Here is a 14839-nt window from a genome sequence, read left to right as displayed (position 1 = left end):
CCCCCGGCCAAACCGCCGGAGGCACCCGCACCCGCTCCACAACGAGAGGCTGACCGACCGTGCACGACGATCTCATCGCCCGGGCCAACGCATGGCTGACCGAGGACCCCGACGCGGAAACCCGCGACGAACTCGCCAAGCTCATCGAAGCCCAGGACGTCCAAGAGCTCACCGCACGCTTCAGCGGCACCCTCCAGTTCGGCACCGCAGGTCTCCGCGGCGAACTGGGCGCCGGCCCGATGCGCATGAACCGCTCCGTGGTCATCCGAGCAGCCGCCGGCCTCGCCGCGTACCTCAAGAAGAACGGCCACACCGACGGCCTCGTCGTCATCGGCTACGACGCCCGCCACAAGTCCGCCGACTTCGCCCAGGACACCGCCGCCGTCATGACCGGCGCCGGACTCCGCGCAGCCGTCCTCCCCCGCCCCCTCCCCCCCCCCGTCCTCGCCTTCGCCATCAGGCACCTCGGCGCGGTGGCCGGCGTAGAGGTCACCGCCAGCCACAACCCACCCCGCGACAACGGCTACAAGGTCTACCTCGGCGACGGCTCCCAGATCGTCCCCCCGGCGGACGCCGAGATCGCAGCCGAGATCGCAGCCATCCCCAGCCTCACCACCGTCCCCCGCCCCACCACGGGCTGGGAAACCCTCGACGACACCGTCCTCAACGCCTACCTCGCCCGCACGGACGCCGTCCTCGCCCCCGATTCCCCGCGCACCGCCCGCACGGTCTACACAGCGATGCACGGCGTAGGCAAGGGAACCCTCCTCGCCGCCTTCGCCCGCGCCGGCTTCCCGGAACCCGCCCTCGTCGCCGAACAGGCCGATCCCGACCCGGACTTCCCCACCGTCGCCTTCCCCAACCCGGAAGAGCCCGGCGCGATGGACCTCGCCTTCGCGAAGGCCCGCGAGACGAACCCCGACCTGATCATCGCCAACGACCCGGACGCGGACCGCTGCGCGGTAGCCGTGAAAGACGGCACGGACTGGCGCATGCTCCGAGGCGACGAGGTCGGCGCCCTCCTCGCCACCCACCTGGTGAACCGCGGAGCCCACGGCACCTTCGCCGAATCCATCGTCTCCTCCTCCCTCCTCGGCCGCATCGCCGAAAAGGCGAACCTCCCCTACGAGGAGACCCTCACCGGCTTCAAGTGGATCGCCCGCGTCGCAGGCCTCCGCTACGGCTACGAGGAAGCCCTCGGCTACTGCGTCGACCCGGACGGCGTACGGGACAAGGACGGCATCACAGCCGCGCTCCTGATCACGGAACTGGCCTCCGTCCTCACGTCACAGAACCGCACCCTCCTGGACCTCCTGGACGACATCGCGGTGGAACACGGCCTGCACGCCACCGACCAGCTCTCGGTCCGCGTGGAGGACCTCTCCCTCATCGCCAGCGCGATGCGACGCCTGCGCGAGCACCCCCCGACCGACCTCGCGGGCCTCCCCATCACCCGCACCGAGGACCTCACCCAGGGCACGGACACGCTCCCGCCCACAGACGGCCTCCGCTACACCCTCGACGGCGCCCGCGTCATCGTCCGTCCCAGCGGCACGGAACCCAAGCTGAAGTGCTACCTGGAAGTGGTCGTCCCGGTAGCGACGCACGCCGACCTCGCCGCGGCCCGCACGAAGGCGACGGACCTGCTGACGACGATCAAGCGGGACCTGTCGGCAGCGGCAGGCATCTGAGGCGCCCGACACTCGGAGCCCTACGCATCGGGGTGGCCGCGGCGTCCACTCCCCCGCGCCACTCCACCCGACTCACCCCGCCCGCGTCACCCCAGCGCCGCCAAAATCGCCAACAACACCGCCCCGGTCACCGCGGGCCCCGCAACCTCGTAAGCCCACCGCACACTCACCTCGCCCTGGGACGTCTGCGCCTCCCCCCGCGCCTCCAGCAGCCCCCGCAGCTCGTCCATGATCCGGTCGGCCTCGGCCCGCACAGGCCCGTCCGGCTCCGGCGTCCGCCCCCCGAAGGCACCCCCGCCGATCCCACCGAACGCACCGCCCCGCCCACCACCGGCGGCACCGCCCCTCGCACTCCCGCCCTCGGCGCTCCTGCGCGCCTCCCGCCGGGCCGCCCTCTTGCGTGCCCGCAGCGAAACGGGGATGGCCCACAGCTGGTACTTCTTGCCGGACTTGGCCACCACCTCGTTCGAATACCCGGAACGCAACGACTCGACCTCCCCCCACGGCAGCACGATGACCCGGAACGGATTACGGATACGCAGCCGGTCGTCCCCCGCGAACACGGCGGGCCGCAGCGTGAAGGCCGCGACCAGCGGCACCACGAAGATCAGCGCGGCGAGAGCCAGCCACGGCGTCCGCCCCTCCCCCGTGACGATCGCGTCGATACCGAGCCACCCGGCGATGCCGAGCAGCAGGACACCACCGGCGATACCCGCGGACGACCGGTAGATCCGGTCGCTGGAAGGGGGTACCGGGGGCTGCGGCGACGGTGACTCATGATCCGGGGTCGTCATGGCCCCGATTGTGCCCGAAGCCCCCGACAACACTCGGACGCGGTGCCACCCAAGCCCATACACGTTGCCGCCCCACAGGACGATCACCGATATCTTCGCCGGGCTGTACAGTCGCTACGCGCGTAGATATGCTCGTCTGGTGACCATGCCCACCACTGCACCCACCGCAGCCCTCTCGGACGTCACCACGTCCGACAGCACGCTGCGCCGCTTCCTCCACGGGCTGCCCGGCGTCGACGCGGTCGGCCTGGAGGCACGCGCCGCCTCGCTCGGTACCCGTTCCATCAAGACGACCGCGAAGGCGTACGCCATCGACCTCGCCATCTCGATGGTCGACCTGACGACGCTGGAAGGCGCGGACACCCCGGGCAAGGTCCGGGCGCTCGGCGCCAAGGCGGTCCACCCCGACCCGACCGACCGTACGACCCCCGCGACCGCGGCCGTCTGTGTCTACCCCGACATGGTGGCCGCCGCCAAGGAGGCCGTCGCCGGCTCCTCCGTGAAGGTCGCCTCGGTCGCCACGGCATTCCCGGCGGGCCGCGCCCCGATCGCGGTCAAGCTGGCCGACGTCCGCGAGGCGGTGGCGGCGGGCGCCGACGAGATCGACATGGTCATCGACCGAGGAGCGTTCCTCGCGGGCCGGTACATGAAGGTGTACGACGAGATCGTCGCCGTGAAGGAGGCCTGCGGGACCTCCGCCCGCCTGAAGGTCATCTTCGAGACGGGCGAGCTGTCGACGTACGACAACATCCGCCGCGCCAGCTGGCTCGGCATGCTCGCCGGGGCGGACTTCATCAAGACGTCCACCGGCAAGGTCGCCGTCAACGCCACCCCCGCGAACACCCTCCTCATGCTGGAAGCCGTACGCGACTTCCGCGCGCAGACCGGGGTACAGGTCGGCGTGAAGCCGGCCGGCGGCATCCGCACCAGCAAGGACGCGATCAAGTTCCTCGTCCTGGTCAACGAGACCGTCGGCGAGGACTGGCTGGACAACCACTGGTTCCGCTTCGGCGCCTCCTCGCTCCTGAACGATCTGCTGATGCAGCGCCAGAAGCTGGCCACCGGCCGCTACTCCGGCCCCGACTACGTGACGGTGGACTGATCACCATGGCATCCGCATTCGAATACGCGCCCGCACCCGAGTCCCGCGCGATCGTCGACATCGCCCCGTCCTACGGCCTGTTCATCGACGGTGAGTTCACGGAGGCGGCCGACGGCAAGGTGTTCAAGACGGTCAGCCCGAGCACGGAAGAAGTGCTGTCCGAGATCGCCCAGGCCGAAGAGGCGGACGTCGACCGCGCGGTCAAGGCCGCCCGCAAGGCGTTCGAGAAGTGGTCGGCGCTCCCGGGCTCGGAGCGCGCGAAGTACCTCTTCCGCATCGCCCGCATCATCCAGGAACGCGGCCGCGAACTGGCCGTCCTGGAAACCCTCGACAACGGCAAGCCCATCAAGGAGACGAGGGACGCCGACCTCCCCCTGGTCGCCGCCCACTTCTTCTACTACGCGGGCTGGGCCGACAAGCTGGACCACGCCGGCTTCGGTGCCAACCCCCGGCCCCTCGGCGTCGCAGGCCAGGTCATCCCCTGGAACTTCCCGCTCCTGATGCTGGCGTGGAAGATCGCCCCGGCCCTGGCGACCGGCAACACGGTCGTCCTGAAGCCGGCGGAGACCACCCCCCTGTCGGCGTTGTTCTTCGCGGACATCTGCCGCCAGGCAGGCCTGCCCAAGGGCGTGGTGAACATCGTGACGGGTGACGGCCGTACGGGAGCCGCCCTCGTCGCCCACCCCGACGTCGACAAGGTCGCCTTCACCGGCTCCACGGCCGTCGGCAAGGAGATCGCCCGCACGGTCGCCGGCAGCCGCAAGAAGCTCACCCTGGAACTCGGCGGCAAGGGCGCCAACATCGTCTTCGACGACGCCCCCATCGACCAGGCCGTCGAGGGCATCGTGAACGGCATCTTCTTCAACCAGGGCCAGGTCTGCTGCGCCGGCAGCCGCCTCCTGGTCCAGGAGTCGATCCAGGACGAGTTGCTGGAGTCGCTCAAGCGCAGGCTCTCCACGCTCCGCCTCGGAGACCCCCTCGACAAGAACACGGACATCGGCGCGATCAACTCCGCCGAGCAGCTCTCGCGCATCACCTCCCTGGTCGAGCAGGGCGAGGCGGAGGGCGCCGAGCGCTGGTCCCCGGCCTGCGAACTGCCCTCCTCCGGCTACTGGTTCGCCCCGACGCTGTTCACGAACGTCACCCAGGCGCACACCATCGCCCGCGACGAGATCTTCGGCCCGGTCCTGTCCGTCCTCACCTTCCGCACCCCGGACGAGGCGGTCGCCAAGGCCAACAACACCCCGTACGGCCTGTCGGCGGGCATCTGGACGGAGAAGGGGTCGAGGATCCTCGCCGTCGCGGGCAAGCTCCGCGCGGGCGTGATCTGGTCCAACACGTTCAACAAGTTCGACCCGACCTCGCCGTTCGGCGGTTACAAGGAGTCGGGCTTCGGCCGCGAGGGCGGCCGCCACGGCCTGGAGGCGTACCTCGATGTCTGATAAGTCCAAGAGCACCGAGCAGCAGCGTCTGAGCGTCTTCAAGACCTACAAGCTGTACGTCGGCGGGAAGTTCCCGCGTTCCGAGAGCGGCCGGGTGTACGAGGTGACCACAGCAACATCAGCCGCTGACGCGGCGGGGAAGGGCAAGTGGCTGGCCAACGCACCGCTCTCCTCCCGCAAGGACGCCCGGGACGCGGTGGTCGCGGCCCGCAAGGCGTTCGGGCCATGGTCCGGCGCGACGGCGTACAACCGCGGCCAGATCCTCTACCGCGTCGCGGAGATGCTGGAGGGCCGCCGCGAGCAGTTCATCCGCGAAGTCGCGGACGCGGAGGGCCTGTCGAAGTCGAAGGCCGCCGCACAGGTGGACGCGACCATCGACCGCTGGGTCTGGTACGCGGGCTGGACCGACAAGATCGCCCAGGTGGTCGGCGGCGGCAACCCGGTGGCGGGCCCGTTCTTCAACCTGTCCACTCCGGAGCCGACGGGCGTGGTGGCGATCGTCGCGCCCCAGGAGTCGTCCTTCCTGGGCCTGGTCTCGGTCGTCGCCCCGGTGATCGCGACGGGCAACACGGCGGTCGTGGTGGCCTCCGAGAAGTCCCCTCTCCCTGCCCTCTCCCTCGGCGAGGTCCTGGCCACCTCGGACCTCCCCGGCGGCGTGGTCAACGTCCTCTCCGGCCGTACGGCGGAGATCGCGACGCCCCTCGCGTCCCACCAGGACGTCAACGCGATCGACCTGGCCGGCGCCGACGACGTACTGGCGAAGGAACTGGAGATCGCGGCGGCGGACAACCTCAAGCGGGTCCTCCGTCCACAGCCTGTGGATTACGCGGAGACGCCGGGGATCGAGCGCCTGACGGCGTTCCTGGAGACGAAGACGGTCTGGCATCCGACGGGGTCGCTTGGCGCGTCGGGCTCGTCGTACTGACGGCCTGACGACCGCCCCGCATCAGAGGGCCGCACTATCCCCTCCGTCCGGGGGAAGTGCGGCCTTCTGCGTAGAGGCGCCGCTTCTTCACGGCGCCGGACGAATTGACCACTAGATTCATCTCGTGCCACCATGTGCACATGGTTGAGATCGCCATCAGCACCGCCCGCTCCCAGCTCGGCGACCTGGTCCGCCGCGCCGCCCACGGCCGCGAGACCATCGCCCTCACCGACCACGGCCACGTCGCCGCCCTCCTCATCTCACCCCAAGTGATAGAGGATCTGGAAGACGCCTTGGCGGTGGCCGAGTACGAGCTGAAGAAAGAGCGCGGGACGCTTGGCCCGGGCATCCCTCACGAGGAAGTCGGCAGGATGCTGGGGCTGCGTAAGTGACCTACGAGATCATCTGGGAACCGCGGGCCACCAACGCGGCCGCGCGGTTCCTCAAGGACGACCCGGCTGGACTGGCCGCCGTCTATGAGGCCGTCGACGCCCTGGCCACCCAGCCCCGCCCGCGCGACTCCAATCCTTACGGGTCCCAGGATGTACGCCGCCTGCACGTCGGCGACTACCGGGTGCTGTACATCATCGACGACGACGTCATCCGCATCATGGTCACCCACCTCGGCCGCACCGCCTGACCCACCACCAGGCAACAAGAGAGAGCCGCGCCTCCCCTCCACCCAGGGAAGGCGCGGCTCTCCGCCGCTGTGGCCCTCAGCCCTGCGGCAGCCGCGTCACCGGGCCGACCACCGGGATCCTGCCGACCGACGGCGCCTGCGCGACCGGCCCGGTCAGCTTCTTCGTGGACACCGGTTTGAAGTCGCCCACTTCCGCGTTGACGGAGTTGTCGAGTGGGTCGGCGCCCGTGCCCGCGAGCGGGTTGAGCCGCATCTCCGAGACCGGGCCCGTGACGTGGCCGACCAGGCCGGTGGCCGACTCGGGACTGGCCTGCGGGTGGAGTGCGCCGCGCGAGGCGGGGCGGTCGTGCTGCGGGCCGGCGCTTGTCCTGGCGTCGGCGGAGGCCGTCGCCGCGCCTGCCCCCAGGGCCATTCCGGCGGTCGCGAGGACGACCAGCGCACGCTGGGCGGTCGGGGTGCGGAGGGACGCGTGTCGGGCCATCGCTGCCACCTTTTCATGCGGAGAGTGATCGAGTCAGCACGAAGAGTAGTAGAGGTGTGACGCGCGCTTCAAAGCCGAACCGCGGGGTCGTTCGGGGCCCGGTCGATGCCTCACACTGGTGTCCCGTGACCTCCCCTCCACCCATACCGACGCGAGTCGTGCTGCTCTGCGGCCCTTCCGGCTCCGGCAAGTCCCTCCTCGCGGCCCGCTCCGGCCTTCCGGTGCTGCGGCTCGACGACTTCTACAAGGAGGGCGACGACCCGACGCTGCCGCTGGTGGCCGGGAGCTCCGACATCGACTGGGACCACCCCGACTCGTGGGAGGCGGACACGGCGGTCACCGCGATCGTGGACCTGTGCCGCACGGGCCGTACGAAGGTTCCCGTCTACGACATCTCGCTGAGCGCCCGTACCGGCGAGGAGTCGGTGGAGGTGGGCCGTACCCCGCTGTTCATCGCGGAGGGCGTCTTCGCCGCCGAGATCGTCTCGCGCTGCCGGGAGCTGGGTGTCCTGGCCGACGCGCTGTGCCTGAGCCGCGGCCCGGTCAGGACCTTCCGCCGACGCTTCCTCCGCGATCTGAAGGAAGGGCGCAAGTCGGTCCCGTTCCTGCTGCGCCGCGGCTGGCGCCTGATGCGCGCCGAGCGCTCCATCGTGGCCCGTCAGACGGCGCTGGGGGCGTACGCCTGCGACCAGGACGAGGCGATGGGCCGCCTTGCGTCCGCGGCAGCGGGACGATGCGCGACGGCGCGTACGGCGGCCTGACGGACGTACGGACGGGGACCTCACGGACGTACGCACGCGCGCACAGCAAAAGCGGGACCGGACGGACCCCCCGGCCCTCCAGTCCCGCTCTCTTGCTGCTCCCCCGTGGTACTTCCCCCGTCGACCCCCGTTGGTCCCCCGTGACCCCCGTTGGTCCCCCCGGTTACCGCTCCCCCGTACTTACTCCCCCCCAGACCCTCAGGCGACCAGCTCCCCGAAGGCGTCTTCCTCGTCACGGCCGAAGCTGAGGACCTCGTCCTCACGCAGCCGGCGGAGCGACCGCCAGATGCTGGACTTCACCGTGCCGACACTGATGTCGAGGATCTCCGCGATCTCCGGGTCCGTGCGGCCCTCGTAGTAGCGCAGGACCAGCATGGTGCGCTGGAGTTCGGGCAGCCGGGCCAGCGCCTGCCACAGGACCGCGCGCAGTTCGGTGCCGCGCATCGCGTCCGTGTCGGAGGGCGTCTCCGGCAGTTCCTCGGTCGGGTATTCGTTCAGCTTGCGGCGGCGCCACGCGCTGATGTGCAGGTTGGTCATGGTGCGGCGGAGGTATCCGCCGACCGCCGCCTTGTCACTGATCCGGTCCCACGCCTTGTACGTCGAGAACAGCGCGCTCTGCAGCAGGTCCTCGGCCTCGAAACGGTCGCCGGTGAGGTGATAGGCGGTTGCGTACAGGGAGGCGCGGCGCTCCTGGACGTAGGCGGTGAACGCCGCTTCGGCATCTACCGTCTCCGACCGCGAACGACGCTCCCCCGTGGCCTCCCCGTACGCGGCTCCCCCGTGAGCTTCCCCCGTGTGGACGTCAACCACCGCCATGTAGGGCTGAAGCCCTTGCTGCGCATACGCGGTGTGCTGACGCCCGGTGCCGCGAGCGCACCCCCGCCCTCCCCCACGCTCGAATACGCTCGCGCGGGAGGGACCCCCATCGGCACCGGACTTCTCGGAACTCCGGTTCACGTTCGCGTTCACGTCGTGCAGACGCGTGATCACTGCGCTGGTGCCGTTGCCGTGCAGCATGTTCATCTCGCGCCCCCCGTCGTGGACTTACCGGTGTTCGGCTTGTTGCAGCTTGTTGCGTCTTGCTTCCTTGCCTGTGCCGAAAATCCTGCCCGGGCCACTTCATGGCCGTGTCCGTCGACTGTCACAGACCTGTCACAGGGGTCGTCTCGGGATGTCGCTCCCAGGCTCGGCACAGCCCCCACACAGAACAGAGCGCTAGCGGCCCGCGAAAATACAGGTACCGGCCGGTAGAAAGACAGGTGTCGAAACCCCGGCCCCCCATGGGCCAGAATGAGCCCGTGCCTTCCCTGTTGCTGATCGAGGACGACGACGCCATCCGGACGGCCCTGGAGCTCTCTCTGACGCGCCAGGGTCACCGCGTGGCCACCGCTGCCAGCGGTGAGGACGGTCTGAAGCTGTTGCGCGAGCAGCGGCCGGATCTGATCGTGCTGGACGTGATGCTGCCCGGCATCGACGGGTTCGAGGTGTGCCGGCGCATCCGGCGCACGGACCAACTGCCGATCATTCTGCTGACCGCGCGGAGCGACGACATCGACGTCGTGGTCGGGCTGGAGTCCGGCGCCGACGACTACGTCGTCAAGCCCGTCCAGGGGCGGGTGCTCGACGCCCGGATCCGGGCCGTGCTGCGGCGCGGCGAGCGGGAGGCGAACGACGCGGCCACGTTCGGCAGCCTCGTGATCGACCGCGCGGCCATGACCGTGACGAAGAACGGCGAGGATCTCCAGCTCACGCCGACCGAGCTCAGGCTGCTGCTGGAGCTGAGCCGGCGGCCGGGGCAGGCGCTGTCGCGGCAGCAGTTGCTGCGGCTGGTGTGGGAGCACGACTACCTCGGCGACTCGCGGCTGGTGGACGCCTGTGTGCAGCGGCTGCGCGCCAAGGTCGAGGACGTGCCGTCGTCCCCGACGCTGATCCGTACCGTGCGTGGCGTGGGCTATCGGCTGGACAGTCCTCAGTGACCGAAGCTCAAGGGGGGTTCCGCGGCTGGGCCGCGGCTCGTAAGGGAAGCTGGTCACGGCTGCGCTTCACCAGCCTGCGCCTGCGCCTGGTCGTCGTCTTCGGGCTGGTGGCGCTGACCGCCGCCGTTGCCGCGTCCGGGATCGCCTACTGGCTCAACCGCGAGGCCGTGCTCACCCGTACCCAGGACGCCGTGCTGCGCGACTTCGAGCAGGAGATGCAGAACCGCGCGGGCGCGCTGCCTCAGAGCCCGTCGCAGGACGAGTTGCAGCACACCGCCGGACAGATGGCCAACAGCAGCCAGCGCTTCAGCGTCCTGCTCGTCGCCGAGGACGCCGGCGGCAAGACGGTGTACGGCAACTCCGGTGCCCTGGACGGGTTCTCGCTGCAGGACGTGCCGATGTCGCTGCGCGAGGCCGTGAACGAGGAACAGGCGGTCAGCTCGACCAACAAGTACGCGTACCACCTGTACTGGCAGCGGGTGGTCAACAACGGCACCCCGTACCTGGTGGCCGGCACGAAGGTGATCGGCGGGGGGCCGACCGGCTACATGCTCAAGTCGCTGGAGCCGGAGGCGAAGGACCTCAACTCGCTGGCCTGGTCGCTCGGCATCGCCACCGGCCTCGCGCTGATCGGGTCCGCGCTGCTCGCGCAGGCCGCCGCGACGACCGTACTGAAGCCGGTGCACCGGCTGGGTGTGGCCGCCCGCCGGCTCGGCGAGGGCAAGCTGGACACCCGGCTGCGCGTGTCCGGCACCGACGAACTCGCCGACCTGTCCCGGACGTTCAACAACGCGGCCGAGGCGCTGGAGAAGCGGGTCGCCGACATGGCCGCGCGGGACGAGGCGTCCCGTCGGTTCGTGGCGGACATGAGCCATGAGCTGCGTACGCCGCTCACCGCCATCACCGCCGTGACCGAGGTGCTGGAGGAGGAGCTGGAGGCGGAGTCCGGGTCCATGGATCCCATGATCGAGCCCGCCGTACGGCTCGTCGTCAGTGAGACCCGACGGCTCAACGACCTCGTCGAGAACCTCATGGAGGTCACCCGTTTCGACGCGGGCACCGCGCGGCTGGTCCTGGACGACGTCGACGTCGCCGACCAGATCACCGCGTGCATCGACGCGCGGGCCTGGCTGGACGCGGTGGAGCTGGACACCGAGCGCGGCATCCACGCCCGTCTCGACCCGCGCCGCCTGGACGTGATCATGGCGAACCTGATCGGCAACGCCCTCAAGCACGGCGGCTCGCCGGTGCGCGTCTCCGTACGGGAGGCGGACGAGGAGGTCGTGATCGGGGTACGGGACCACGGGCCCGGCATCCCCGAGGACGTCCTGCCGCACGTCTTCGACCGGTTCTACAAGGCCAGCGCCTCCCGGCCGCGTTCCGAGGGCAGCGGCCTGGGCCTGTCCATCGCCCTGGAGAACGCGCACATCCACGGCGGCGAGATAACCGCCGCCAACTCCCCCGAGGGCGGCGCGGTGTTCACACTGCGGCTGCCGCGGGACGCCTCGGCACTGATGGAGGAGACCGAGGAAGGCGACAAGGGCAAGGGGGACGCCTGATGAACGTGCGACTGAACGTACGACGCCTGCTCGCGCTCCCGGTCCTCGCCGGGCTTCTCACCGGATGCGGCATCCGGGCCACGGAGGTGCCGACCGACTTCGGTCCCGCGCCCTCCCGGGTGCGCTGCTCCCTGACCGAGCCGGACGTCTCGACGCAGGCCTCGCGCGGGCTGCCGGTGCAGGTGTTCCTGCTGTGCGGCTCGTCGCTCGTGGCCGTCGACCGGACCGTGCGCGTCCCGGACGGTACGGCGGACTTCCAGCGGCGGGTGCTGGTGGCGCAGGGCCTGCTCGACGAGCTCGCCGCGACGCCGTCGCCCGCGGAGAAGGAGGCCGGGTACACCACCGACGTACGCGGCGGCATGGCGGTGAGCGGGCCGCGCCCCCAGGACCCCGAGGACGCGCTCCGGCTGAGCACCGCGCCGGGCGACCTGACCTCCTATGCCCTGGCCCAGCTGGTCTGCACGTTCTCCGACTCGGCGGCCGCCGAGGGCGACGGCTCGGTGATCCTCGGCGGGCCGGACGGCGAGCCGCCGCGCCGCTACGAGTGCACGGACGAGGTCCGCTCCCGGCCGGGCAGCACGGAGCCGCCGTCGGGCGAGGTCGCGGGCGCCTGACGTACGAGAACGCACGACGACCTACGAGGATGTACGGGCCCGAAAAGGAGCGTGTGGCGCAAGCCTCATGCCGTGCTCCTGGGCATCCCGGAACCGACCGTGCCGGAGGCCGCGTCTAGGGGGTCGTGCAGCGTCAAGGCTCCATCGGCGGCAGCGCCGCGATCCGCATCCGTGTGACAGGGGGTGTTCTCCTAGTCGCACACCTGGCGTTCGTCGCCTGGTTCACGCTGCGTCCGCTGGACGTCCCCTGGGTGATGCCGCCCAACCTGCATCCGCTCGCCGGCATCCGGTCCGATCTCGCGCTGGGCTGGCAGCAAGGCGTCCGGCGCATCGTCGAAGGGCTCGGGCTGCTCGCCCCGCTGGGCGTCCTGCTTCCCATGGTCCACGGCAGGCTCGCGGTCTCCCCGCTCGCCTCATTCCTGCGGACGACAGCCGCCGGCGCCCTCATCTCGCTGGGCATAGAGCTGCTCCAGACGGCGGTGCCCGGACAGGTCGTCGACATCGACTCACTCCTGCTGAACACGGCGGGCGTGGGCCTGGCCCACGTCGCGTTCGTACCGGCAGCCCGCGCCTGGCTCCGCCGCAGGAAGGACCGCGCCCGACGCGGCTCCGTCCGCCAGGAGGAAGCGGCTCAGGGTCGGACCCCGACGATTCCCAGGGTCGGGATCGCCCCATAGAGCGACGCTACGTCCGTTTCGGTTCCGTAGCGTTGTAGGCAGATGGGCAGCCAACCGGCCCACAAGGACACGAATCGAAGGAGCCGAATATGTCCCGCCTCGCCCGCCCCACCAACGGCCGCATGATCAGCGGAGTGTGTGCCGCGCTGGCGCAGCGCTTCGGCACTTCCGCGACGACCATGCGCGTGATCTTCCTGGTCTCCTGCCTGCTGCCGGGCCCGCAGTTCCTGCTGTACATCGCGCTGTGGATCCTGTTCCCCTCGGAGGGGAAGGCGGCCCGCACGGCCTGGTGACCGCCCGTACAGCCGTACGCCGGTGGGGCGCACCCCGTGTCCGAGGGTGCGCCCCACCGGCGCGTACTTCAGGCGGCGCGGATCAGACGAGCGGAACACCGTTCACCGGCAGGGCCTGCGTGGGCAGACCCTTCACCGGCAGACCGCCGAGGAGGCCGGCCACCGGCGCGGTGGGACCGCCGGCCATCGCCTTCTCGACGGCCGGCTGCGCGGCGGCCTGGCCCGCGGCGAGCGCCGGCTGCGCCTGGGACAGCGCCTGACCGGCACCCGGCAGCGCCTTGCCGAGGTTCCCCGCAGGCAGCGTCTTACCGACGTTCTTCGTCGGCAGCGCCTTGCCGAGGTTCCCCGCGGGCAGCGTCTTACCGACGTTCTTCGTCGGCAGCGCCTTGCCGAGGTTCCCCGCGGGCAGCGTCTTACCGACGTTCTCCGTCGGGAGCGTCTTGGTGATGCCGTCCAGCGCCTGGGTGGCGTCCGGCACGGCCGGCGCGGCGTTCGCGGCGCCCGCACCGGCGGCGGCGAAGGCGGCACCGAGGGCGGCGACACCGAGGGTCTTGGCAGCAGACTGCTTCATGAAATGCGTCCTCGAAATGAGTTACGGGGATATGAGCGGTCCACGACCGTAAACATGCCCAGCCACCCGCCGCAAACATCGAAATGCGGACGGATGGTGAACGCCCGCCCGCATTCCGCGCCCCCGCCTTCCCTCGATCAGCCCTCCACGCGCACAGACCCGCTGGTGGAAGCGGTCTGCTGGAACAGCCACGCGGACTTCAGCTCGGCATATCCGGGCTTGATGACGTCATTGATCATGGCGAGCCGTTCATCGAAAGGAATGAATGCGGATTTCATCGCATTGACGGAGAACCATTGCATGTCGTCGAGCGTATAACCGAATGCCTCGACAAGGTGCTCGAATTCCCGGCTCATACTGGTGCCCGACATGAGCCTGTTGTCCGTGTTCACGGTCGCACGGAAATGCAGTCGGCGCAGGAGGCCGATCGGGTGCTCGGCGTACGAGTCGGCGGCTCCCGTCTGGAGGTTGGAGCTGGGGCACATCTCCAGCGGGATCCGCTTGTCCCGTACGTACGAGGCGAGTCGTCCCAGCTTCACCGAGCCGTCCTCGTGGACCTGGATGTCGTCGATGATGCGCACGCCGTGGCCGAGCCGGTCGGCGCCGCACCACTGCAGGGCCTGCCAGATGGACGGCAGCCCGAAGGCCTCACCGGCGTGGATGGTGAAGTGGTTGTTCTCGCGCTTGAGGTACTCGAAGGCGTCGAGGTGCCGGGTGGGCGGGTAGCCCGCCTCCGCGCCCGCGATGTCGAAGCCGACCACCCCTAGATCCCGGTAGCGGTTGGCGAGTTCGGCGATCTCCAGGGCGCGGGCCGCGTGCCGCATGGCGGTGAGCAGGGCGCCGACACGGATGCGGTGGCCGTTCTCCTTGGCCCGCCGCTCCCCTTCCCGGAACCCCTCGTTGACGGCCTCGACGACCTCTTCCAGGCTCAGGCCCTTTTCGAGGTGCTGCTCGGGGGCGTACCGCACCTCGGCGTATACGACCCCGTCCTCGGCGAGGTCCTCGGCGCACTCGGCGGCGACCCGGACGAGGGCGTCACGGGTCTGCATGACGCCGACGGTGTGCGAGAAGGTCTCCAAGTACCGCTCCAGCGAACCGGAGTCGGCGGCTTCGCGGAACCAGACGCCCAACTTGTCGGGGTCGGTCTCGGGCAGGTGGGAGTACCCGGTCTCCCGGGCGAGGTCGACGATCGTGCCGGGGCGCAACCCGCCGTCGAGGTGGTCGTGCAGCAGAACCTTGGGCGCCCGGCGGATCTGATCCGAGCTCGGGGCGTTTCCCATCGGGGCAGTCTGGCTCGTCATTTCCGCACTCTA

General features: G+C 70.2%; 16 protein-coding genes and 1 pseudogene. 12 read left to right on the top strand and 5 right to left on the bottom strand.

Translation table 11 applies throughout. The features are described 5' to 3' along the window. Window positions 1-59: 59 nt before the first annotated feature. Window positions 60-1691 (top strand): phospho-sugar mutase, encoded by a 1632-nt coding sequence (locus CLM62_RS35420; protein ID WP_095753986.1) that lies wholly within the window; start codon window positions 60-62, stop codon window positions 1689-1691. A gap of 86 nt (window positions 1692-1777) precedes the next feature. On the opposite strand, the gene CLM62_RS35415 is transcribed toward CLM62_RS35420, so the two are convergent. Continuing rightward, window positions 1778-2485, bottom strand: a complete 708-nt coding sequence (locus CLM62_RS35415) for a PH domain-containing protein (protein WP_095754016.1) — start codon at window positions 2483-2485, stop codon at window positions 1778-1780. Window positions 2486-2630: 145 nt separating this feature from the next. Between CLM62_RS35415 and deoC the strand changes: the two genes are divergently transcribed. The 5 genes from deoC to CLM62_RS35390 all read left to right on the top strand — a co-directional run bounded on the left by deoC (window position 2631) and on the right by CLM62_RS35390 (window position 6594). Then, entirely contained in the window at window positions 2631-3587 is a 957-nt protein-coding gene (deoC, locus tag CLM62_RS35410; protein WP_095753985.1) for a deoxyribose-phosphate aldolase, read from the top strand. A gap of 5 nt (window positions 3588-3592) precedes the next feature. Continuing rightward, a complete protein-coding gene (locus CLM62_RS35405; protein ID WP_095753984.1) occupies window positions 3593-5029 on the top strand; it encodes an aldehyde dehydrogenase family protein in 1437 nt (478 codons plus the stop codon). Then, window positions 5022-5954: an aldehyde dehydrogenase family protein gene (locus CLM62_RS35400; RefSeq protein WP_095753983.1), complete on the top strand. Its 933-nt coding sequence runs from the start codon at window positions 5022-5024 to the stop codon at window positions 5952-5954. The genes CLM62_RS35405 and CLM62_RS35400 overlap by 8 nt, the downstream gene beginning before the upstream one ends. Before the next feature lie 140 nt (window positions 5955-6094). After that, complete coding sequence (locus CLM62_RS35395) at window positions 6095-6346, top strand: type II toxin-antitoxin system Phd/YefM family antitoxin (RefSeq protein WP_095754015.1); 252 nt, start codon at window positions 6095-6097, stop codon at window positions 6344-6346. After that, the gene (locus CLM62_RS35390; protein ID WP_095753982.1) at window positions 6343-6594 is read left to right on the top strand and encodes a type II toxin-antitoxin system RelE/ParE family toxin; all 252 of its coding nucleotides are present in this window, start codon (window positions 6343-6345) and stop codon (window positions 6592-6594) included. The genes CLM62_RS35395 and CLM62_RS35390 overlap by 4 nt, the downstream gene beginning before the upstream one ends. 76 nt (window positions 6595-6670) lie before the next feature. Here CLM62_RS35390 and CLM62_RS35385 read toward each other — a convergent pair whose 3' ends face one another. Continuing rightward, on the bottom strand, window positions 6671-7075 hold the full coding sequence (locus CLM62_RS35385) for a hypothetical protein (protein WP_095753981.1): 405 nt from the start codon (window positions 7073-7075) through the stop codon (window positions 6671-6673). A gap of 56 nt (window positions 7076-7131) precedes the next feature. Here CLM62_RS35385 and CLM62_RS35380 point away from each other — a divergent pair, with 56 nt between their 5' ends. Next, entirely contained in the window at window positions 7132-7836 is a 705-nt protein-coding gene (locus CLM62_RS35380) for a uridine kinase (RefSeq protein WP_179382371.1), read from the top strand. A 198-nt stretch (window positions 7837-8034) separates the two neighbouring features. Here the strand turns inward: CLM62_RS35380 and CLM62_RS35375 are convergent, their stop codons facing one another. Then, window positions 8035-8859, bottom strand: a complete 825-nt coding sequence (locus CLM62_RS35375; protein ID WP_095753980.1) for a SigE family RNA polymerase sigma factor — start codon at window positions 8857-8859, stop codon at window positions 8035-8037. A gap of 275 nt (window positions 8860-9134) precedes the next feature. Here CLM62_RS35375 and afsQ1 point away from each other — a divergent pair, with 275 nt between their 5' ends. From afsQ1 to CLM62_RS35350, 5 genes are all read left to right on the top strand, one after another. Continuing rightward, window positions 9135-9812 carry a two-component system response regulator AfsQ1 gene (gene afsQ1 / locus CLM62_RS35370; RefSeq protein ID WP_179382370.1) on the top strand — a complete coding sequence of 226 codons (678 nt, stop codon included), beginning with the start codon at window positions 9135-9137 and terminating at the stop codon, window positions 9810-9812. Then, window positions 9809-11371: a HAMP domain-containing sensor histidine kinase gene (locus CLM62_RS35365; protein WP_095753978.1), complete on the top strand. Its 1563-nt coding sequence runs from the start codon at window positions 9809-9811 to the stop codon at window positions 11369-11371. The genes afsQ1 and CLM62_RS35365 overlap by 4 nt, the downstream gene beginning before the upstream one ends. Continuing rightward, complete coding sequence (locus tag CLM62_RS35360) at window positions 11371-11985, top strand: hypothetical protein (protein WP_179382369.1); 615 nt, start codon at window positions 11371-11373, stop codon at window positions 11983-11985. The genes CLM62_RS35365 and CLM62_RS35360 overlap by 1 nt, the downstream gene beginning before the upstream one ends. Window positions 11986-12110: 125 nt before the next feature. Then, on the top strand, window positions 12111-12662 hold the full coding sequence (locus CLM62_RS35355; protein ID WP_095753977.1) for a VanZ family protein: 552 nt from the start codon (window positions 12111-12113) through the stop codon (window positions 12660-12662). Between the two features lie 89 nt (window positions 12663-12751). Continuing rightward, a complete protein-coding gene (locus tag CLM62_RS35350) occupies window positions 12752-12955 on the top strand; it encodes a PspC domain-containing protein (RefSeq protein ID WP_095753976.1) in 204 nt (67 codons plus the stop codon). A 418-nt stretch (window positions 12956-13373) separates the two neighbouring features. Here CLM62_RS35350 and CLM62_RS53280 read toward each other — a convergent pair. Further along, window positions 13374-13526, bottom strand: a pseudogene (locus CLM62_RS53280) (ATP-binding protein); the annotation flags it as partial. Window positions 13527-13663: 137 nt separating this feature from the next. Then, a complete protein-coding gene (locus CLM62_RS35340; protein WP_095753974.1) occupies window positions 13664-14827 on the bottom strand; it encodes an adenosine deaminase in 1164 nt (387 codons plus the stop codon). Between the last annotated feature and the right edge of the window lie 12 nt (window positions 14828-14839).

Source organism: Streptomyces sp. SA15, assembly GCF_002291145.1.
Lineage (GTDB): Bacteria > Actinomycetota > Actinomycetes > Streptomycetales > Streptomycetaceae > Streptomyces.
Note: the sequence above shows the minus strand (reverse complement) of the source record. Positions and strands in the feature narration are given on the sequence as shown.